Raw genomic sequence first — 18,455 nt, 5'->3', positions numbered from 1 at the left:
CCCCTCGCGCCGGCGAAGGGCCCCGCTGTTGGTGGTGCGCCGCCAGGGGCCCCGACTCACTCCTGTGGGAACCGCCGCTGGTCCCACCGGGAGCGCGCCTGGTTGAGCGCGGCACGGCCCCTGTCCGCCGTGGCACGGCTGACGTCCGAGTCCGCCGCCCGGCGGACTCCTTCCCAGACCTTGCGCCCGCCCTGGGTGGTGGCCCGTCCCAAGCCGGCTGCCTGGGTGGCCGCCTGTGATGCCGCCTGGGTGGCCCGGGCGGCCTTCTGGGTCACCGCTTGCGGCAGCTGGATGCCGACGACAGCCGTCCCGGCCAAGAGGTCCGCGGCAGACCGGCCCGGACCGAGTGCCACCGGCAGCGCGTTGCACCAGAAGAGCACCACGGCGAGGCACCAGCACAGCACGGAGAGGCTGAACTGGCCGGCCAGCAGCAGGCAGCACGCCACGGCGAAGCAGGCGACATCCGCAACGGTGGTCACGGCCGCACGCACCGCCGCCGCGTGTCGACGGCTCCGCTCTGGGCGGACCGTCGCGACCCGCAGGCCGACCACCGCTTTGCCCAGGGTCCTGCCGACGAGTGCCAGCGTCGCGAACTGGTAGACGAAGGTGCACACCACCAGGACCGCGAAGGCCTGCTGGACGTACCCCAGCGCCGAGTCCCACATCTCATGTCCGAGGCCCTCCGCACTTTCGAGCACCTGTCCTCGCGAGCTGAACAGCTCCCAGGCGCTCCGGATGCCCAGTTCGGGAACATCGGTCAACAATGCGCTGATCCGGTGGAAGGTGAGAATTCCTAACAGCACCGCCATAACGGCCACCAGAGCGAAGTCCAGCAGCCAGGCCAGCGTGCGCTGCCCTTTCTTTGTGATCTCCCGTGACATGTCGTCCCCCGAAGTGACGAGAAATATTTTCCGAAGAGCTTAGTCATGTCCCGGGGTCAGAAATAGTGAGTGAAGAGCGGGCACTTGGACTCAATCCCCCTGTGTGTACATGTGCGCCGCATTGCTCCACCGCGGCGGCATAGCCGTCGGCCGGTGGCCGCCCGTACGGCGGGTGTACGGGCGGCCTTTCGCGCGAGCGGCCTCTTCGGGGGGCAGCCCGTTGGGGGTCAGTCCGTGATGATCGCCGGGTCGCTGACGCCGGGGGCGCCGTTCTCCACGTGTCCGGCCAGGCGGCGCAGGTAGCCCTTGTCCTTGTCGGAGACGACTGTCAGGTCGTACCAGCGCTTGGTGCCCTGGAGTTCCACGCGGTGTACGACGCGTCCACCCGCGGGCACCTTGACGGTCACGCTCTTGCCGCCGTACGCGTTGCTGATCGTCAGACGGCGGTCGGTCCTGGCCGCGTTCGTCAGGGTCAGTACCACGGCCGCGGAGCCGGAGTTCTTGTCGGGGCCGTGATGGGACCCGCGGTCCTCGTGGGTCTCATGGCGGGCCGTCACCTCCGGGGCCGCGTTGGTGCCGGAACCCTGGAACGTACGGAGGAAACCGTTGGGCCCGAACACCGACAGGTCGTACGTACCCCCCGAGTACTGCGTGTTCCAGGTGTCGGAGAGCCGCTGTCCCGCACCGGTGGTGTAGGTCCACGGGCCGTCGGTGCGGTTCGCCGAGGTCACCGTGAAGCACACGCCCGCCGACGCGCCACCGCTGAAGGTGAGCGTGAAACGCCCGGTCGCGGGGGTCGAGGCGCCGTCCGTGTACGGGGCGTAGGGGAGCGGGCGCGCGGGCCGGTACCCCTTCTCCTGCTTGGGCAGGACGGCGTGCTCCGGCGGGACGGGACGGTAGCTGGGGTGCCGCTCGTTGTCCGTCGGCTCGTACGCGTCGGTGTCCGGCAGCGGGTGGTGCCGCGTGTCCTTGAGACCGAAGTCGAAGGCGGAGGTCAGATCGCCGCAGACGGCACGGCGCCAGGGCGAGATGTTCGGCTCGCGCACCCCGAAACGGCGCTCCATGAAGCGGATGACCGAGGTGTGGTCGAAGACCTCGGAGCAGACGTAACCGCCGGTGCTCCAGGGGGAGACGACCAGCATGGGCACCCGCTGGCCCAGACCGTACGGCCCGGCGGCGTGGCGGCTGTCGCCCGGGAAGTGGTCGAGCGAGGTGTCGACCGTGGAGGCGCCCTGCGCGGCGGAGGCCGGGGGGAACGGCGGTACGACGTGGTCGAAGTAGCCGTCGTTCTCGTCGTAGGTGATGAAGAGCGCCGTCCTGCTCCACACCTCGGGGTTCGAGGTGAGCGCGTCCAGCACCTGCGAGATGTACCAGGCGCCGTAGTTCGCGGGCCAGTTGGGGTGCTCGGAGAAGGCCTCGGGCGCGGCGATCCAGGAGATACGGGGGAGCTTCCCGGCCTTCACATCGGCCTTGAGGATGTCGAAGAAGCCGTCGCCGTTCTTCGCGTTCGTGCCGGTACGGGCCTTCTCGTACAGCGCGTCGCCGGGCTTGGCGTTGCGGTACTGGTTGAAGTAGAGCAGGGAGTTGTCGCCGTAGTTGCCGCGGTAGGCGTCGTCGATCCAGCCCCAGCCGCCGGCCGCGTCGAGCCCGTCACCCGTGTCCTGGTAGATCTTCCAGGAGACACCGGCCTCTTCGAGCCGCTCCGGGTAGGTCGTCCAGTCGTATCCCAGCTCGTCGTTGCCGAGGACGGGTCCGCCGCCCTTGCCGTCGTTCCCGGTGTGGCCGGTCCACATGTAGTAGCGGTTGGGGTCGGTGGCGCCGATGAACGAGCAGTGGTACGCGTCGCACACGGTGAAGGCGTCGGCGAGGGCGTAGTGGAACGGAATGTCCTGACGCTTCAGATACGCCATCGTCCCCGGCGACTTGGCGGGGATCCACTGGTCGTACCGGCCCTGGTTCCAGGCCTGGTGGCCGCCCGCCCAGTCGTGGTCGAGCCCGGCGATGAACTGCATGCCGAGATCCTCGGCGTCCGGGTGGAACGGCAGGATGTCCTTGGTGCCGTCGGACTGGTGCCAGACCGACTTCCCGCCGGCCGGGGTCATCGGCCGGGGGTCACCGAATCCGCGTACGCCCTTGAGCGCACCGAAGTAGTGGTCGAAGGACCGGTTCTCCTGCATCAGTACGACGATGTGGTCGACGTCCTTGATGGTGCCGGACCGGCGTCCGGCCGGGATGGCGGCGGCGCGGGCGATGCTGTCGGACAGTGCGGAGAAACCTGCGGTCGCGCCGGCTATCTGGAGGAAGCGGCGCCGGTTGAGTTCGGGCATGAGCGTAGGACCTGCCTGTTCGGGGGGTAACGGACGAAGCGACTACCTGCCAAGGTCACCGACCCAGGGGGAACGACCGGTACCGCCCACTTGGCGCCGCGCGGTACAGGACACGTACAGCGGCCCCCGCGCAGGTGCCATGGCAGGGCCATTCCGGCCCCCGTACGCCGCCCAGAAATGCGAAAGGGCGCTCTCGTAAACCGAGAACGCCCAGGTCAGCGACCTATTCGCCGGTGCGCCGCCAGGGACTCGAACCCCGGACCCGCTGATTAAGAGTCAGCTGCTCTAACCAACTGAGCTAGCGGCGCCTGCTGACTCGAAAATAATACCCGGTGCTCAGGAGTGCTCCGGACCAGCGGCCGGTGACCATGCGCCGAGAGGCCCGGGCGGCCCTAGAGCGTCAGGGACAGGGCCATCGGGGCCGCCCTGCGGTTGAGGGTCTCGGCCGCCGAGCGCAGGCGGTGCGCGTACTCGACCGGGAGCGAGAGCGCCAGGCAGCCGACCGTGGAGCCCGCGGTCAGGGGGACCGCGGCGCAGACCGTACCGACCGCGTACTCCTGGAGGTCGAGTACGGGGACGGTCGGCGGGCGGCTGTCCAGACGGGAGAACAGCAGGCGCTCGCTGGTGATCGTCCGCGAGGTGAACCGGGCGATCCTGTGGCGCGCGAGATGCTCCCGGCGGCCGTCCCGGTCGAGCTGGGTCAGCAGGCACTTGCCGATCGCGCTGGCATGGGCGGTGGAGCGGAAGTCGACCCACTCGTTGACCGCGGGCGTCAGCGGCCCCTCGGCGATCTGCGTGACCCTGATCTCGCCGTCGATGTAGCGGCTGAGATAGACCGCCGCGCCGATCGAGTCGCGCAGCTCGTCGAGGCCCCGCTGGAGCCTGGCCTGCTGGGCCCGCCGCCGGGCGGATCCCGGCCCGAGCAGCGCCGGCGCGTTCCCCAGCACATAGGCGCCGTCGGCGAACCGCTCCACATAGCCCTCGCGGCACAGCAGCGTGAGCAGGGGTACGAGATGCCCGGGCGGCAGCCCGCTCTCCCGGGCGATCCGGTCCTCGGTCACCCCGCCGCCGTACTTGGACACGGCTTCCAGGACGCGCAGGACGTACCGCACCGAGTGGGACGGCGCGGTCGGCTCCGGCTTCAGCACCGCCGTTCCCCCCTGACAGGTTGTGACCGCAAGCTCACCGCGTACCACGATAACCGCGAACCGCCCGGTACGGGGCGTCTCGGCCCGAGCTGAGGACGGCCGGGACCGGTGAGGTTCATGAGCGGGAAGCGGCCGGCGTCCGGAAGGCGTCCGGGGTACGGAAGGCGGTCCGCGTCCGGAAGGCGGCTGGTCTCCGGAAGGCGGCCGGGGTCAGAGCACCGCGCCAAGGAACTCACGCGTCCTCTCGTGCTCGGGCGCCGAGAAGATCCGCTCCGGCGGCCCGGACTCGATGACCTTGCCCGAGTCGAACATCAGGACCTCGTCCGAGATGTCCCGGGCGAAGTTCATCTCATGGGTCACACAGAGCATGGTGATGTCGGTGGTACGGGCGATGTCCCGCAGGACGTCCAGCACACCGGCGACCAGTTCGGGGTCGAGCGCCGAGGTCACCTCGTCCAGCAGCAGGATCTTCGGCCGCATCGCCAGCGCGCGGGCGATCGCCACCCGCTGCTGCTGGCCGCCCGAGAGCTGGGACGGCTTCGCGGCGCAGCGGTCGCCGAGCCCGACCAGGTCGAGCAGTTCACGGCCGCGCGCCTCCGCCTCGTCCTTGCTCAGCCCGAGCACCCGGACCGGCGCTTCGGTGACATTGCGCAGCACACTCATGTTTGGGAAGAGATTGAACTGCTGGAAGACCATGCCGATGTTCTTGCGTATCTCGCGGACTTCCTTGGGGACCGCGGGGAAAAGCTGGTCGCCGCTGACGGTGATGGTGCCCTCGTCCGGCCGTACCAGGGTCATCAGCAGCCGCAGAATCGTGGTCTTGCCGGAGCCGGACGGGCCGATCAGGGTGACATGCTTTCCCGGCCGTACCGAGAAACAGAGATTGTCGAGAACGGTGTTTCTGCCGAATCTCTTGGTGACCTTGTCGAAACGGATCAGTTCGTCGGTGTTCGTGTTCACGTTCACGTTCGCGTTCGCGTTCGCGTTCGCGGGAGGGAGGTCAGCGGACAAGACGGCGCTCCAGGGCTCGCATCAGAAGTGAAGCCGGGTAGGCGATGAGAATGAAGGCGATACCGACCACGGTCAGCGGTTCGGTGTACTGGAAGGTGGACGCGCTCTCCAGCCGGGACTGCTGGAGCATTTCCAGCACACTGATCCCGGCGAGCAGCGGAGTGTCCTTCAGCATCGAGATGACGTAATTCCCCAGCGCCGGCACGATCCTGCGGATCGCCTGCGGCAGGATCACCGCGGTCCAGGTCCTGCCCAGCGGCAGACTGAGCGCCGTGGCCGCTTCCCACTGACCGGCGGGTACGGCGTCGATTCCGGCCCGGTAGACCTGCGCGGTGTACGTCGAGTAGTGCAGCCCGATAGCCAGGGTGCCGGTGGCGAGCCCGGAGAACTGGACTCCCCACTCGGGCAGGACGAAGAAGAAGAAAAAGAGCTGCACCAGCAGCGGGGTGTTCCGGATGAATTCGGTGACGGCCTGGACCGGCCACCGTACGAGGCGCGTGCCCGACCGGAATCCGATCGCCCAGACCAGCCCCAGCGAGAAGGAGAGGAGCGAGCCCAGCACCAGCACCTGAAGGGTGAGGAGCAGACCGTCCCAGAAACGTGGCATGAAGTCCGCGACCGCGGACCAGTCCCAGCCGTTCACCGGGCACCTCCGGCGGTCGTGGTGATACCGATACCGGCCTTGGTCTTCCGTTCCAGCGCCCGCATTCCCCGCGTGAGCAGAAAGGCGAGGACGAAATAGATCACCAGGGTCACCGAATAGATCTGCGCGCTCTCCTGGGTGGCCAGCCGGACCAGATAGGCGGCGAACGACACATCGGCCACCCCGAGCAGGGAGACCAGCGCGGTGCCCTTCAGCAGCTCGATGAGGAGATTGCAGAACGGCGGGATCATCTCCGGCACCGCCTGCGGCAGCATGATCAGCCTGAGCCGCTGCCAGGGCGTGAAGTTCAGCGCGATCCCCGCCTCGCGCTGCGCCGGAGCGACCGCGTTGAGCGCGCCGCGCACGACTTCGGCGCCGTACGCCCCGTACGACAGGCCCAGCGCCAGCACCGCCGCCCACATCGGGACCAGCGCCCAGCCGAACAGGCCCGGCATCACGAAGAACAGCCAGAACATCAGCACCAGTGCCGAAGTGCCCCGGAAGATCTCGGTGTAGAAGCCCGCGAGGAAGCGGACGGTACGCGAACGGTGGGTACGGGCCGTGCCGACGGTGAAGGCGACGGCGGTGGCCAGCGCGGCGCTGTACAGCGTGAGTTGTACGGTGATCCAGATGCCGGGCAGCACCCAGTGGGTCCAGAGGCCGGCCGTCATGCGCACAGCTCCTTGGCCGTCAGGGTGGTCATCTCCGACTCGGTGAAGCCGAACGGCCGGAGAATACGGAACAGTTCGCCGCTCTTCTTCATGGCGTGGATCTCGGTGTTGAAGGAATCGCGGAGTTCCGTGTCGGTGGGCCGGAAGGCGAATCCGCCGCCGTCGATCTTCTTCTCGCCGTCCACGACGGGCGCGAACGGTTCGGTCGCCTCGGCCCTGCGGCTCTTCCGCACCACACTGCGCCCGGTGAGCGCCGTTCCCGCGAAGACATCGACCCGGCCGGATTCAACGGCGTTCAGCCCGGCCACCGGGTCCTGGAGAATCACGATCTCCTTCTCCGGTACTCCGGCGGATATCGCGTAGTCGATCTCGGCATAGCCGGTTCCGGTGGCGAATTTCGCTTTGGTCCGCACGACATCCTGGTACGAACGGAGGCCCTTGGGGTTTCCCTTGAGCACGATGAATGAGTCGAGCATCTGGTATTCGGGATCGGCGAAGATGACCTGGTCGCAGCGCTCCTTGTTGATATACATCCCGGCCGACACCACATCGAACTGCTGGGAGTTGAGCCCGGGAATCAGCGAGGAGAAATCGGTGGCGACGGGCTGGACACTGCCGACCCCGAGGCGTTTGAAGATCACTTTCGCGAGTTCCACGGCCTCGCCCGTGAACTCGCCGTTCTGGTCGATGAATCCGTACGGTGCCTCGCCCGCGATACCGAGCCGTACGGTGCGCTGCGATTTCAGCCGGGCGAGGGTGTCGCCGGTGGGGACCTTGGCACAGCCGGCGGCGCCGAACGCCCCCGCGGCGCCCAGCACCGCCGTGCCCATCAGCAGGGAACGGCGTCTCAGAGGTCTCGGGAGTCTCGGGTAGGTGCTCGGGTAGGCGTTTTCGGGTGGTGAAGCCATGGCCGCGCGGCTACCCCGGTCCACTCCGGTTATGCGTACGGGTTCCGGCCCAGCGGTCTTCCAGTGGTCTTGCGGCGGTCTTGACTCGGTCGGCCGGGCGAGGACGATGAGGACATGACCGACCGATTTGTGACTGTGTCACTGGACAAGCGCGGAGTGGAGTGCACCGCGAAACTCCTGGACGACCGGGCCCCGGTCACCTGCGCGGCGGTGTGGGAGGCCCTGCCGCTGGGTTCGGACGTCTATCACGCGAAATACGCCCGCAATGAGATCTACGCGCTGTTCCCGGCCTTCGCCGCCGAGGAACCGCCGCTGGAGAATCCGACCGTCACCCCTATCCCGGGCGACCTGTGCTATTTCACCTTCTCCGAGACGGAGCTGGGCACGGCGTCGTACGGCTATGACGAGCAGGCCGTACGGGGACGCCGTACCGTCGTGGATCTCGCCCTCTTCTACGAGCGCAACAATCTGCTGATTAACGGGGACATGGGCTGGATCCCCGGCATCGTCTGGGGCTCGGTGGTCGACGGCCTCGACCGGATGGCCGAGGCCTGCCAGGACCTGTGGCGAGCAGGCGCCATCGGCGAGACGCTCAGCTTCCGCCGGGCGTAGCTGCCTGTAAACGGGCCCCTCAGAGCCCCGCGCCCGGCGCCGGGATCCGTGCCGCTCCCGATTCGTACAGCGCGTGCGCCGCGCGCATCACCAGCGCGTCGGCGTGCCGCGCGGCGACAAGCTGGATCCCGATCGGCAGCCCGTCCTCGTCCACCCCGCACGGCACGGTCGCGGCGGGCTGCTGCGTCAGATTGAACGGGTACGTGAACGGCGTCCACCCCGTCCAGCGGCGCAGCCCCGAGCGCGCCGGGGTCTCGGCCCCCGCCTCGAACGCGGTGATCGGCAGCGTGGGCGTGACCAGCAGGTCGTACGACTCGTGGAACCGGCCGAGCCGCCGCCCCAGCTCCATCCGTACGTCCACCGCGGCCAGATAGTCCACCGCGCTGTACCGCTCGCCGATCGCCCGGATCTCCCGCAGCCCGGGGTCGAGAAGCTGCCGCTGGTGCTCGTTGAGCGGCTGCGTCAGCCGGGCCGCGCCGCTGAACCACAGCGTGTGGAAGGCCTCCACCGGATCAGTGATGTCCGGGTCGGCCTCCTCGATGTACGCGCCCAGCCCGGCGAGCCGGCCCACCGCGCCCCGTACGGCCGAGGCCACCGCCGGACGCACGGCCACCTGCCCGCCGAAGGACGGGGAGTACGCGATCCGCAGCCCGCGCACCCCCTCGCCCAGCGAACCGCTCACCGCCGGCGCGGGGGAGAGCTGCGACCAGTCCCGCCAGTCCGGGCCGCTGATCACATCCAGCAGCAGGGCCGCGTCCGCCGCGTCCCGGGTCATCGGCCCGGCGTGCGCGAGCGTGCCGAACGGGCTGGACGGATAGACCGGCACCCGGCCATAGGTCGGCTTGAGGCCGAAGATCCCGCAGAAGGAGGCCGGGATACGGACCGAGCCGCCGCCGTCCGTACCGATCGACAGCGGCGCCGCGCCCAGCGCCACCGCCGCCGCGCTGCCGCCGCTGGACCCGCCCGCCGTGCGCGTGTGGTCGTATGGATTACGGGTCACCCCGGACAGCGGCGAGTCCGTGACGCCCTTCCAGCCGAACTCCGGCGTGGTCGTCTTGCCGACGAGTACGGCGCCGTGCTCCCGCAGCCGCGCCACCGCCGGGGCGTCCTCCTCCCACGCCCCCTCGGCCCGTACGGTCCGCGAACCGCGCAGGGTCGGGCCGCCGCGCTGGAGGAAGACGTCCTTCACCGAGACCGGCACCCCGTCGAGCAGCCCCTGCGGCTCCTTCTTGCGCCAGCGCGCCGCCGACTCCTCCGCCTGGCCGAGCGCCGCCTCCGCGTCCACCCGTACGAAGGCGTTGACCAGCGGCTGGACCTCCTCGATCCGCTCCAGCACCGCACGGGTCGCGTCGACGGGCGAGAAGTCGCCCTGCTCGTAGCCGGCCAGGAGCTGCCGCGCGGTCAGGCCGGTGAGCCCTGACGTCGCGGGCGGGTCCGGCAGGTCGGTCCGGTGCGTGTGATCAGTCATGCATGGGGACGTACCCACGTTTCTTGTCGACCACGTTCGGGAGGGTCTTTCCGGCCGCCCAAAGTTCATACAATTCCACGAACTGTGCGCCCAGCCGGTCCCGCCAGCCGACCGTGTCACCGCTCATATGCGGAGAGACGATCAGGCCCGGGACGTCCCACAGCGGGCTCTCCGGGTCCAGCGGCTCACGCTCGAAGACATCGAGCGCAGCGCCCGCGATCCAGCGTTTCGACACCGCGGCGATCAGATCGCTCTCCACCACGAGCTGGCCCCGCCCCACATTGATGAAGCGGGCGGAGGGCTGCATCAGACCGAAGAGCCGCGCGTCGAACATGCCGCGGGTCGTGTCCGTCAGCGGCGCCGCGCCGATCACCCAGTCGGCCCTGGACACCAGCCGGTCGAGCTGGTCGGGCCCGTACACCCCGGGCCGTGCCGTACGGCCCGTGACGGCCACCGTCACCCCCAGCGCCCGCAGCGTCCCGGCGACGGCCCGGCCGATCGGGCCCGCGCCGATCACCACGGCCCTGCTCTCCGCGACCCGCAGCCCCTCGCGGTGGCGCCAGCGGCGCTGGCGCTGGAGCTCCAGGGTCCCCGGCAGATCCTTCGCCATGGCGAGCACCAGCCCGGCCACATATTCGGCGATCGGCTCCTCGAAGATCCCCCGGGCATTGGTCACGACGGTGTCGGCGGCGATCAGCTCCGGGCAGAGCAGCCGGTCCACCCCGGCGCTCGCGGTGTGCACCCAGCGGGGCCGCGGGCCCTCTCCTGGCCAGGCGTTCCGTACCGCGTCGGACGTGAAGTCCCAGACCAGCAGGACATCGGCGGCCGGCAGCCGGTCCGCGAGACCGGCTTCGTCGGTGTGCTGGATCCGGGCCTTCCCGGTGAGCCTGCCCAGGCGCGGCGGAGGGTCCGCGTCCAGGACGAGGAGGGCGGGGGCTGGCATTGCTGGCATGGGGAGGAGCCCTTCTGCCGGAGCCGGTCGGACGGTCGGGTGCCGCGGGTGGATTTCAGCCCTGGAAATTCCGTGCAACGTCTGAGATGTGCGGATTGACCACGCTTGCACCTGGCTCTTACCGTCGTCAATAACAGGCTAAGGGGGCCCCGTCTTGCACGTCTCTTTTCTCGGTGGACCACAGCCACAGCGTGGGGTCGGCGTGGTCGCTCCTTTCGATTTCGCCCTGGACCGCGAGCTGTGGCGCTGGGTCCCGGACGACATCTCGCTGCGGGTCACGAGGACGCCGTACGTACCCGTCGAGGTCTCCCTGGACCTGGCCAGGCTGGTCAGCGAGCACGAGACGCTCGGTGAGGCGGTACGGGCGCTCGGCGCGTCCGAGCCCGAGGTCATCGCGTACGCCTGCACCTCGGGCAGTTTTGTCGGCGGCCCGGCCGGCGAGCGCGCCATGTGCGAGGCGATGACCCGCGCCGGCGAGGTCCCCTCGCTCACCACCACCGGGGCCCTCATCGAGGCCATCGAGGAACTGGGTGTGAACAGGATCGCGCTGGTCACGCCCTATACGGAGTCGGTCACCCGGGCGCTGGAGGACTATCTGGCGGAGGTCGGGGTAACCGTGACCGGACGCGCCTTTCTGGGGCTGACGCGGCACATTTGGAAGGTGCCCTACCGCGCGGTCGTGGACATGGCGCGAGAGGCGGTCGTCGGATCGGCGGACGCGCTCTTCATCAGTTGTACGAATCTGCCTACGTACGACGCGATTCCCCAGTTGGAGGCGGAGCTGCGGATGCCGGTGCTGTCCGCGAACCAGGTGACGATGTGGGCGGCGCTGCGCAGGCTCGGGGCGCGGGCGGTCGGTCCGTACCAAGGGCTGCTGCTCGACCGGAGCCCGGCGGGCGAGGTGCTCCACGCGGACGAGGCGCGTGCGGTGCGGGACGAGATGCGGGAGATACGGCAGGAGGTGGCGGAGACGCAGGGAGCACGCGAGGTGGCAGCGGTCGGGCCGGTCGTGCCCGTCGTCCCGCCCGCGGCGCCGACGGTGCCTGCCGGGCCGGCGGTGCCCCTGCCGGAGGTTCCCCCGATAGCGTCGACAGCACCGGAGCCGCCGTCGACGGTGTCCGATGGGCCCCCGGAGCCGCTGCCGGACGAGTGACCAGTGAGGAAGGCTGGAGATGACCACCGTCGGATTCCTTTACCCCGGACACTCCGCCGAGGACGACTATCCGCGCATGGAGGCGCTGTTCGGCATCGACATCCGGCTGGCGGTCGTCCATACGGACATCGGTGAGGACGCCCACCGCGTCGACGCCCTGATCGAGATGGGCTCCGCGGACCGGCTGGCGCAGGGGGTGGAGGAGCTGCGGCTGGCGGGCGCGCAGTCCGTCGTCTGGGCCTGTACGAGCGGCAGCTTCGTGTACGGGTGGGAGGGCGCCCATGAACAGACGCGCGCCCTGGCCAGAGCCGCCGGTCTGCCCGCGTCGAGCACGTCGTTCGCCTTCGCCCACGCCGTACGGACGCTGGGCGCCGAGCGGGTCGCCATCGCGGCCACCTACCCGGAGGATGTCACCGCCTGCTTCACCGCTTTCCTGAAGTCGGCCGGGATCGAAGTCGTCGCGGACCGCGCCAGCGGGATCATCACCGCCGCCGAGGTCGGCACCTGGGGCCGGGACCAGGTACTGGAACTGGCCCACGCGGGCGACCACCCGGACGCGCAGGTCGTACTGATCCCGGACACGGCGCTGCACACGGCGGCCTTTGTGCCGGAACTGGAGGAGGCACTCGGCAAGCCGGTGCTGACCGCGAACCAGGTGTCGGTCTGGGAGGGGCTGCGGCTGGCGCAGCGCAAGGTGTGGCTGCCGAGACTGGGCACACTGTTCGGAAGCCGGGACTGAAGCGTGCGCGGCAGCCAGCCCGTCCGGCGTTTGAGGACACAACGCGGGCCGGGCGGGCCGGGACGGGAATAAACGGAGAGCCCCTCCCGTTAGCATCCTTCCGTACGCACTTCAGCGCAGGAGGGTCTTGACCGGTGGACGACCACGACACGAGCCGAGGCACGACGGACGGGGCCGAGGGCACGACGGACGGGATCCGGGGCACCGCGCAGGGCAACGCCCCCGTACCCCTCTCCGTACTGGACCTGGTCACGGTGGGCACGGGATCCACCGCCGCCCGGTCGCTCCGTACGAGCGTCGCGCTGGCGCGGCTCGCCGAGCGCAGGGGCTACCACCGACACTGGGTCGCCGAGCACCACTCCATGCCGGGCGTCGCCTCGTCCTCCCCGGCCGTGATCCTCGCCCATCTCGCCGCCCACACCGAGCGCATCCGTCTCGGCTCCGGCGGCGTCATGCTGCCCAACCACGCGCCGCTGGTGATCGCCGAGCAGTTCGGCACGCTGGAGGCGCTCGCGCCGGGCCGGATCGATCTGGGCCTCGGGCGCGCGCCGGGCACCGACGGGGCGACGGCGGCGGCGCTGCGCCGTTCCGACCGGCTCAACGAGGGCGCCGACGACTTTCCGCAGCAGCTCTCCGAGCTGACCCGGTTCCTGGACGACGACTTCCCCGACGCCCATCCGTACTCCCGGATCCACGCGGTCCCCGGCCCGGTCCAGGGCCCCGCGGCCCGGCCCCCCGTCTGGCTGCTCGGCTCGTCCGGCTTCAGCGCCCGGCTGGCCGCGATGCTGGGGCTGCCCTTCGCCTTCGCCCATCACTTCTCGGCGCAGAACACCATCCCCGCGCTCGACATCTACCGCGAGAACTTCCGCCCTTCCGAGGTGCTCGACGAGCCGTACGCCCTGATCGGGGTCGCTGCGCTGGCCAGTGAAGACGAAGGCGAGGCCCGCCGCCAGGTCCTCACCGGTGCCCTCTCCATGGTCCGGCTGCGCACCGGCCGGCCGGGGCTCGTACCGACGCCGGAGGAGGCCGAGGCGTACCAATTCAGCTCGCTGGAGCAGGAGTTCGTGAACACCTGGCTCACCAATATCGTGCACGGCACCCCGGACGCGGTACGCGACGGCCTCAACGACCTCCAGAAGCGCACGGGCGCCGACGAGCTGATGATCACGGCCAACGCCCATGGCGGCGAGGCACGGCTGCGGAGCTACGAACTGATCGCGGACGCGTACGGCCTGACCGGCTGACGGGCCGGACCGTCGCGAGCGGTCCGAAGCGGCGGGCGGCTGAGCGGGCGGCCGCGGCAGGCGGCCCCGGCGGGCGGCTCGGCCGCCGTGCGGCTCAGCTGGCCGGCCGCGGGCTCGCGGCGATCATCTCCGCGATCCGCTCCGGCGCCACCGGGCGGGAGAAGAGCCAGCCCTGCCCGGTGTCGCAGCCGATCCGCTGGAGCCGCGCCGCCTGCCCCGAGGTCTCCACGCACTCCGCGGTCACCGTCAGCCCCAGCTGGTGCGCGAGCTGCACCAGCGCCTCGACGATCGTCTCGTCCGCGGGATTCGGATGGACCCCGTCGTCGTACCGGAACCCGCGTACGAACGAACCGTCCAGCTTGAGCACCGAGACCGGCAGCCTGCTCAGATAGGCCAAGTTCGAATAGCCGGTGCCGAAGTCGTCGATGGCGATCCGTACGCCCATGTCGCTCAGCGCCTGGAGCGCCTGGAGGGGCCGGCCCGCCGAGCCCATCACCGCGGACTCCGTCAGCTCCAGTTGCAGCAGATGCGGTACGAGACCGGTCTCCGCGAGGATCTCCGCCACATCCGCGACCAGATCGGAGTCCCAGACCTGGCGCACGGCGACATTGACGCTCACGAACAGCGGCCGGGCGCCGGGATGGTCGAGCTGCCACCGGCGGGCCTGGCGGCAGGCCGTACGGAGCACCCAACGCCCGAGCTGGACGATCGAGCCGTCCTCCTCGGCGATACCGATGAACCGATTCGGCGAGAGTGTCCCGAATTGCGGGTGGTTCCAGCGCACCAGCGCCTCCACCCCTCGTACGGTCCCGTCGGCCATGCCCACCAGTGGCTGGTACTGGAGGACGAACTCCTCGCGCTCGACGGCCGGGCGCAGCCGCGAGGTCAGTGCCTGCCGTGTCATCCGGTGGGCGTTGCGCTCCGGGTCGAAGAGGGTCCAGCGGGCCTTGCCGTCGGCCTTCGCCCAGTACAGCGTGGTGTCCGCGGCCTGCATCAGACCGGTCGGGGTGGTGCCCTGCGCGGCGCGCTCCACGACCCCGATCGAGGCCGAGACCGAGAGCCGCTGCCCGGCCAGGTCGAAGGGGCGCTGGAGGGCGGTGAGCACGGAGCGCGCGAGATCGGCGAGCTGTTCCGTACCGGTGGAGTCCTCGACCAGGATCGCGAACTCGTCGCCGCCGAGCCGGGCCACCAAGTGGCCGCCGCTGCGTGTGTATCCGTCCTGGTCGGCGCATTCGGTGAGCCGGGTGGCGACGGCGGCGAGCAGCCGGTCGCCGGTGCGGTGGCCGAGGGTGTCGTTGACGGCCTTGAAGCCGTCGAGATCGAGATAGCAGAGACCGATCCGCCCTGTTCTGCCATCGCCCCTGGCATCGCCGTACGCACCGCTCCGGGCATACGCTCCGGTGCTGTACGTGCCTGTGCCGTACATGCCGCCGCCGTACGGTCCCGTGCCGTACGAGGACGCGTCCAGCGCCGAGGTCTCCAGCGCGGAGGCGAGGCGTTCGAAGAACAGGGTCCGGTTGGGGAGCCGCGTCACCGGGTCGTGCATCTGGAGATGGCGCAGCCGCGCCTGCAGCTCGCGCCGGTCGCTGATGTCCGTGATCGACAGCAGCGCGGTGCCGCTCTCCGGTACGGGCGAGACCGTGACCTCGGCCCACAGAGTCCGCCCGTCGGGGTGCTTGAGGCGGCGCGTGCAGCGGAAACGGGAGCGGTGGCTGTCCAGCACCGCGCGGTAGGCGTGCCAGGTGCGGCTGTCCGAGGCGAGATCGACGAGATCGGCGGCGGACTGGTCGACCAGCGTGGCGGACTGCGTGCCGAGGAGGGCGGCGAGCGCGTCGTTGGCGCTGATGACGGTGCCGTTGTCGTCGAGGACGGCCATGGCGAGCTGGGCGGCGTGGAAGGCACCGCGGTAGTCGCGCTCGTCGGCGCCGGCGTCCGCGCCTGCGGGTCCGTGGCTCGCGCCGCCGGTGCCGGCTCTGCCGGTGTCGGCTCCGTGGGCGTCGGCTCTCCGGGCGTTCGCCCGGTCCGTATCGGCTCTGCCGAGAGGATGACGTTCCGTCACCGACTGGGTGCTCGGAGGCCCGTCGCCGTCCTGCGGCACGACCGCCGTTCGGCGCGGACCGTGCGGCCCTTCGGAGGTTCCGCTCACGGCTCGCTCCCGCGGTGCAGTCGTGTCGTACAGAGTCGTACCGAGTGATCGGGACGGCCGGCCAGGGAAAGTGTGCCGATCATAGAGGGAGCCCGGGCGGCCATTCCAGCTCCGGTGCCCGCGAGGGAGCGTCGCGGGCCGTGGCCCCGCCGCCGGGCGATCGTTTCTGCCTGCCTGTGGCCCGGTCCGCCCGGGCGTTCATATCCCGTGACGTTCCGTGACCCGTCGGGGTGTCGTACGGAAGGCGTGACCCTCCTCACCCGTGTGGGGCAGCGGAACAGGGCGTATCGTCCCAAAACGGCACAGGGTGGGTGAGGGATCCACCAATCCGGAGCCGGAGGTCGACGTGGAGTGTCCACAGCCACCGGGGGGAGTGGACCGGCCCCGCCTGCGCAGGACCGCGGCCGCCTTCACCTCCCTCACGGCGCTCGCCGCCACCTCCCTCGTCACGGGCCCCGCCGCCGACGCCGTCTCCGAGGGACCCTGCGCACTGCCCCGCAGCTCCGCCCACCACTCCGTCGGCCTGGACACCTGGAACGCCGCCTATCCGCGCCCGGACCGCCCGCTCGACGCGGTGATGGTCTTCCTCTCCTTCCCCGACTCCAAGAAGCTGCCCGATCCCGCGGAGCTGGTGGCCGATCACTTCCCGGCCACCAGCCGCTTCTACGAGCAGGCCTCGTACGGCAAGTTCACCCTGCGCCCCCACCCCAAGCTGCGCTGGGCCCGGATGCCGCACTCGTCGACCGCGTACGGGATGCGGCGCGACTGGGAGCCCGCGCGGCGCACGGCCTATCTGCGGGACGCGGTGGCCGCCGCCGATCCGCTGGTCGACTTCTCCCGCTACGACGTCGTCTATCTGGTCGCCGACCCCGAGGCGCCCGGCGTCGACTCCGACGCCACGAAGGTCGTCAACTTCGAGCAGCCGATGCGGGCGGACGGTACGGAGATCAAGCGCATCGTCACCGTCTTCGAGCGCCATCCGCCGGACCGCAATGTGCTGGCCCACGAGACCGGGCATGTCTTCGATCTGCCGGACCTCTACCACCGGCCGGTGGACGGCAAGGGCGACTGGGACACCTATGTCGGGGACTGGGACGTGATGGGCAGCCAGTTCGGGATGTCCCCGGATCTCTTCGGCTGGCACAAGTGGAAGCTGGGCTGGCTCGACCGGAGCCAGGTGCGGTGCGTGGCGGCGTCCGGTACGACTCTGCTCAGCCTGGAACCGGTCTCCGCCGCGCCGTCCGTCGCCGGGAGCACGGGGACGAGGCTGGCGGTCGTCAGGACCGGCGACCGCTCCGCCCTGGTGATCGAGGCGCGCTCGGCGACCGGCAACGATCTCGACACCTGCACCGAGGGCGTGCTGATCTACCGGGTGCGCAGCGGCGCGTCCTCGGGCGGCGGCCCGGTCGAGGTGGTGGACGCGCATCCGGGGAGCCGGGCCTGCTGGGACCAGTCGGTGTACCCGCCGCTCGCGGACGCGCCGCTGGGGGTCGGCGAGACGTTCACGGTGCCGGGGGAGCGTACGAAGGTGGAGGTGGCGGACCGTACCCGCGGGGGCGCCTGGACGGTCAAGATCACCCCGGCGCCCTGATCGGCTCCTGGTCTCGGCTCGGCTCCTGGTCTCAGCGGCACGAAAGAGGCCCCTCGCCGGTGGCGAAGGGCCTCTTTCCGTCTGTGCGCCGCCAGGGACTCGAACCCCGGACCCGCTGATTAAGAGTCAGCTGCTCTAACCAACTGAGCTAGCGGCGCCTGCTGACGTCGTAGACCTTAGCACCCGGATCGGCGGGAGGAAAAATCGATATACCGGCACCGCCCCGGGGGCCGTTTCCGGTGGTCAGGAGCGCGACTGGGGCAGTCTGTCCGGTGCGGCGCCCGTCCGGGGCCGGGGTATGGGTCCGGTCGCGGCGCGGGCCGCCCGCAGCGTCGCGCGCGCCGCCCGTACACAGGCCCAGAGCAGGACCTCGGGGCCCGGGAGCCAGGGGTGGCGGGTCTCGGGAGCGACCACCCAGTGCGGCCCGGAGGGGGCGCCGGGCACCAGCGGCGGTACGGTCACGGCGTCGCCCACGCCATGGCAGAGCAGCGGCGGCGCCGGCTCGTCCCGGCCGACGGCTCCCGTACCGTCCCACTGCTGCCAGGAGAGCAGGGACGGCAGCCGCTGGGCGGTGCCGGGCACGGCGAAGAGGAGCGTACGGCCGCGGTGCGCGGCGACCGGGCCCGAGCCGGGGCCCTCGGCCCAGAGCCGGTCCAGCATGCGTCGGCCGAAGACGCCGGGGACGCTCACCACATCGAAGGCGGAGCCGCAGGTGAGCACGGTGGGGGCGGTCGGCCGGGCGGCCCAGCGGGAGAGCGTGGAGCGGGGGGACGGCGCGGAGGAGGCGAGCCAGTCGGCGCCGGCGGGGGTGATACGGGCGGCGGTACGGGGGCGGTCCTCGGTGCCCTGGTCGCTCGCGCCGCTCTCCTTGCCGTTGCCGGCGTTGCTGCCGCTGTTGCCGTCCTTGCTGTCCTCATGGAGAAGGGCGGCAAGGTCGGCGCGGCGTCGGCCGTCGCTCGTA

At 70.5% G+C, this 18,455-nt stretch carries 16 protein-coding genes and 2 tRNA genes; 5 read left to right on the top strand and 13 right to left on the bottom strand.

Annotated features, from left to right (window positions below; genetic code table 11):
* Positions 1 to 56: 56 nt before the first annotated feature.
* The 8 genes from ACFU9P_RS17790 to ehuB all read right to left on the bottom strand — a co-directional run bounded on the left by ACFU9P_RS17790 (position 57) and on the right by ehuB (position 7,589).
* A complete protein-coding gene (locus ACFU9P_RS17790; protein ID WP_384081561.1) occupies positions 57 to 881 on the bottom strand; it encodes an RDD family protein in 825 nt (274 codons plus the stop codon).
* 227 nt (positions 882 to 1,108) lie between these two features.
* Complete coding sequence (locus ACFU9P_RS17785) at positions 1,109 to 3,208, bottom strand: phosphocholine-specific phospholipase C (RefSeq protein ID WP_384081558.1); 2,100 nt, start codon at positions 3,206 to 3,208, stop codon at positions 1,109 to 1,111.
* A gap of 234 nt (positions 3,209 to 3,442) precedes the next feature.
* A tRNA-Lys gene (locus ACFU9P_RS17780) sits at positions 3,443 to 3,516 on the bottom strand.
* Positions 3,517 to 3,600: 84 nt separating this feature from the next.
* Positions 3,601 to 4,353 carry an IclR family transcriptional regulator gene (locus tag ACFU9P_RS17775; protein WP_384081875.1) on the bottom strand — a complete coding sequence of 251 codons (753 nt, stop codon included), beginning with the start codon at positions 4,351 to 4,353 and terminating at the stop codon, positions 3,601 to 3,603.
* A 213-nt stretch (positions 4,354 to 4,566) separates the two neighbouring features.
* On the bottom strand, positions 4,567 to 5,322 hold the full coding sequence (locus tag ACFU9P_RS17770) for an amino acid ABC transporter ATP-binding protein (RefSeq protein WP_384081555.1): 756 nt from the start codon (positions 5,320 to 5,322) through the stop codon (positions 4,567 to 4,569).
* Positions 5,323 to 5,356: 34 nt separating this feature from the next.
* Positions 5,357 to 5,974: an ectoine/hydroxyectoine ABC transporter permease subunit EhuD gene (ehuD, locus tag ACFU9P_RS17765; RefSeq protein ID WP_376374342.1), complete on the bottom strand. Its 618-nt coding sequence runs from the start codon at positions 5,972 to 5,974 to the stop codon at positions 5,357 to 5,359.
* A 32-nt stretch (positions 5,975 to 6,006) separates the two neighbouring features.
* On the bottom strand, positions 6,007 to 6,681 hold the full coding sequence (gene ehuC / locus ACFU9P_RS17760; protein WP_384081551.1) for an ectoine/hydroxyectoine ABC transporter permease subunit EhuC: 675 nt from the start codon (positions 6,679 to 6,681) through the stop codon (positions 6,007 to 6,009).
* The gene (gene ehuB / locus ACFU9P_RS17755; RefSeq protein WP_384081548.1) at positions 6,678 to 7,589 is read right to left on the bottom strand and encodes an ectoine/hydroxyectoine ABC transporter substrate-binding protein EhuB; all 912 of its coding nucleotides are present in this window, start codon (positions 7,587 to 7,589) and stop codon (positions 6,678 to 6,680) included. The genes ehuC and ehuB overlap by 4 nt, the downstream gene beginning before the upstream one ends.
* A 114-nt stretch (positions 7,590 to 7,703) precedes the next feature.
* Here ehuB and ACFU9P_RS17750 point away from each other — a divergent pair, with 114 nt between their 5' ends.
* A complete protein-coding gene (locus tag ACFU9P_RS17750; protein WP_046504012.1) occupies positions 7,704 to 8,201 on the top strand; it encodes a DUF3830 family protein in 498 nt (165 codons plus the stop codon).
* A 19-nt stretch (positions 8,202 to 8,220) separates the two neighbouring features.
* Here ACFU9P_RS17750 and ACFU9P_RS17745 read toward each other — a convergent pair whose 3' ends face one another.
* Both ACFU9P_RS17745 and ACFU9P_RS17740 read right to left on the bottom strand, forming a co-directional pair.
* Positions 8,221 to 9,669, bottom strand: coding sequence for an amidase (locus ACFU9P_RS17745; RefSeq protein WP_384081545.1), 1,449 nt, complete (start codon positions 9,667 to 9,669; stop codon positions 8,221 to 8,223).
* Positions 9,662 to 10,612, bottom strand: a complete 951-nt coding sequence (locus ACFU9P_RS17740; RefSeq protein WP_384081871.1) for a D-2-hydroxyacid dehydrogenase — start codon at positions 10,610 to 10,612, stop codon at positions 9,662 to 9,664. Before ACFU9P_RS17740 ends, ACFU9P_RS17745 begins: the two co-directional genes overlap by 8 nt.
* 163 nt (positions 10,613 to 10,775) lie before the next feature.
* On the opposite strand from ACFU9P_RS17740, the gene ACFU9P_RS17735 reads away from it, so the two are divergent.
* The 3 genes from ACFU9P_RS17735 to ACFU9P_RS17725 all read left to right on the top strand — a co-directional run bounded on the left by ACFU9P_RS17735 (position 10,776) and on the right by ACFU9P_RS17725 (position 13,757).
* Positions 10,776 to 11,774, top strand: coding sequence for a decarboxylase (locus ACFU9P_RS17735; RefSeq protein ID WP_384081542.1), 999 nt, complete (start codon positions 10,776 to 10,778; stop codon positions 11,772 to 11,774).
* Positions 11,775 to 11,793: 19 nt separating this feature from the next.
* The gene (locus ACFU9P_RS17730) at positions 11,794 to 12,513 is read left to right on the top strand and encodes a decarboxylase (protein ID WP_384081539.1); all 720 of its coding nucleotides are present in this window, start codon (positions 11,794 to 11,796) and stop codon (positions 12,511 to 12,513) included.
* 134 nt (positions 12,514 to 12,647) lie between these two features.
* Positions 12,648 to 13,757 (top strand): LLM class flavin-dependent oxidoreductase, encoded by a 1,110-nt coding sequence (locus ACFU9P_RS17725; protein ID WP_384081537.1) that lies wholly within the window; start codon positions 12,648 to 12,650, stop codon positions 13,755 to 13,757.
* Positions 13,758 to 13,851: 94 nt separating this feature from the next.
* Here the strand turns inward: ACFU9P_RS17725 and ACFU9P_RS17720 are convergent, their stop codons facing one another.
* Positions 13,852 to 15,903 carry a putative bifunctional diguanylate cyclase/phosphodiesterase gene (locus tag ACFU9P_RS17720; protein WP_384081534.1) on the bottom strand — a complete coding sequence of 684 codons (2,052 nt, stop codon included), beginning with the start codon at positions 15,901 to 15,903 and terminating at the stop codon, positions 13,852 to 13,854.
* A 346-nt stretch (positions 15,904 to 16,249) separates the two neighbouring features.
* Between ACFU9P_RS17720 and ACFU9P_RS17715 the strand changes: the two genes are divergently transcribed.
* Complete coding sequence (locus ACFU9P_RS17715; RefSeq protein WP_384081868.1) at positions 16,250 to 17,494, top strand: M6 family metalloprotease domain-containing protein; 1,245 nt, start codon at positions 16,250 to 16,252, stop codon at positions 17,492 to 17,494.
* Between the two features lie 84 nt (positions 17,495 to 17,578).
* Here the strand turns inward: ACFU9P_RS17715 and ACFU9P_RS17710 are convergent.
* Positions 17,579 to 17,652: transfer RNA gene (locus tag ACFU9P_RS17710), tRNA-Lys, on the bottom strand.
* 85 nt (positions 17,653 to 17,737) lie between these two features.
* Entirely contained in the window at positions 17,738 to 18,307 is a 570-nt protein-coding gene (locus ACFU9P_RS17705) for a bifunctional DNA primase/polymerase (protein ID WP_384081865.1), read from the bottom strand.
* Positions 18,308 to 18,455: the final 148 nt, after the last annotated feature.

The sequence above is a fragment of the Streptomyces sp. NPDC057617 genome (assembly GCF_042800555.1).
Lineage (GTDB): Bacteria > Actinomycetota > Actinomycetes > Streptomycetales > Streptomycetaceae > Streptomyces.
Note: the sequence above shows the minus strand (reverse complement) of the source record. Positions and strands in the feature narration are given on the sequence as shown.

Excerpts from the sequence above, each read along its gene's own strand:
- ACFU9P_RS17790 (WP_384081561.1), bottom strand. The coding sequence starts at position 881 with ATGTCACGGGAGATCACAAAGAAAGGGCAGCGCACGCTGGCCTGGCTG.
- ACFU9P_RS17785 (WP_384081558.1), bottom strand. The coding sequence starts at position 3,208 with ATGCCCGAACTCAACCGGCGCCGCTTCCTCCAGATAGCCGGCGCGACC.
- ehuD (WP_376374342.1), bottom strand. The coding sequence starts at position 5,974 with ATGCCACGTTTCTGGGACGGTCTGCTCCTCACCCTTCAGGTGCTGGTG.
- ehuC (WP_384081551.1), bottom strand. The coding sequence starts at position 6,681 with ATGACGGCCGGCCTCTGGACCCACTGGGTGCTGCCCGGCATCTGGATC.
- ehuB (WP_384081548.1), bottom strand. The coding sequence starts at position 7,589 with ATGGCTTCACCACCCGAAAACGCCTACCCGAGCACCTACCCGAGACTC.
- ACFU9P_RS17750 (WP_046504012.1), top strand. The coding sequence starts at position 7,704 with ATGACCGACCGATTTGTGACTGTGTCACTGGACAAGCGCGGAGTGGAG.
- ACFU9P_RS17745 (WP_384081545.1), bottom strand. The coding sequence starts at position 9,669 with ATGACTGATCACACGCACCGGACCGACCTGCCGGACCCGCCCGCGACG.
- ACFU9P_RS17740 (WP_384081871.1), bottom strand. The coding sequence starts at position 10,612 with ATGCCAGCCCCCGCCCTCCTCGTCCTGGACGCGGACCCTCCGCCGCGC.
- ACFU9P_RS17730 (WP_384081539.1), top strand. The coding sequence starts at position 11,794 with ATGACCACCGTCGGATTCCTTTACCCCGGACACTCCGCCGAGGACGAC.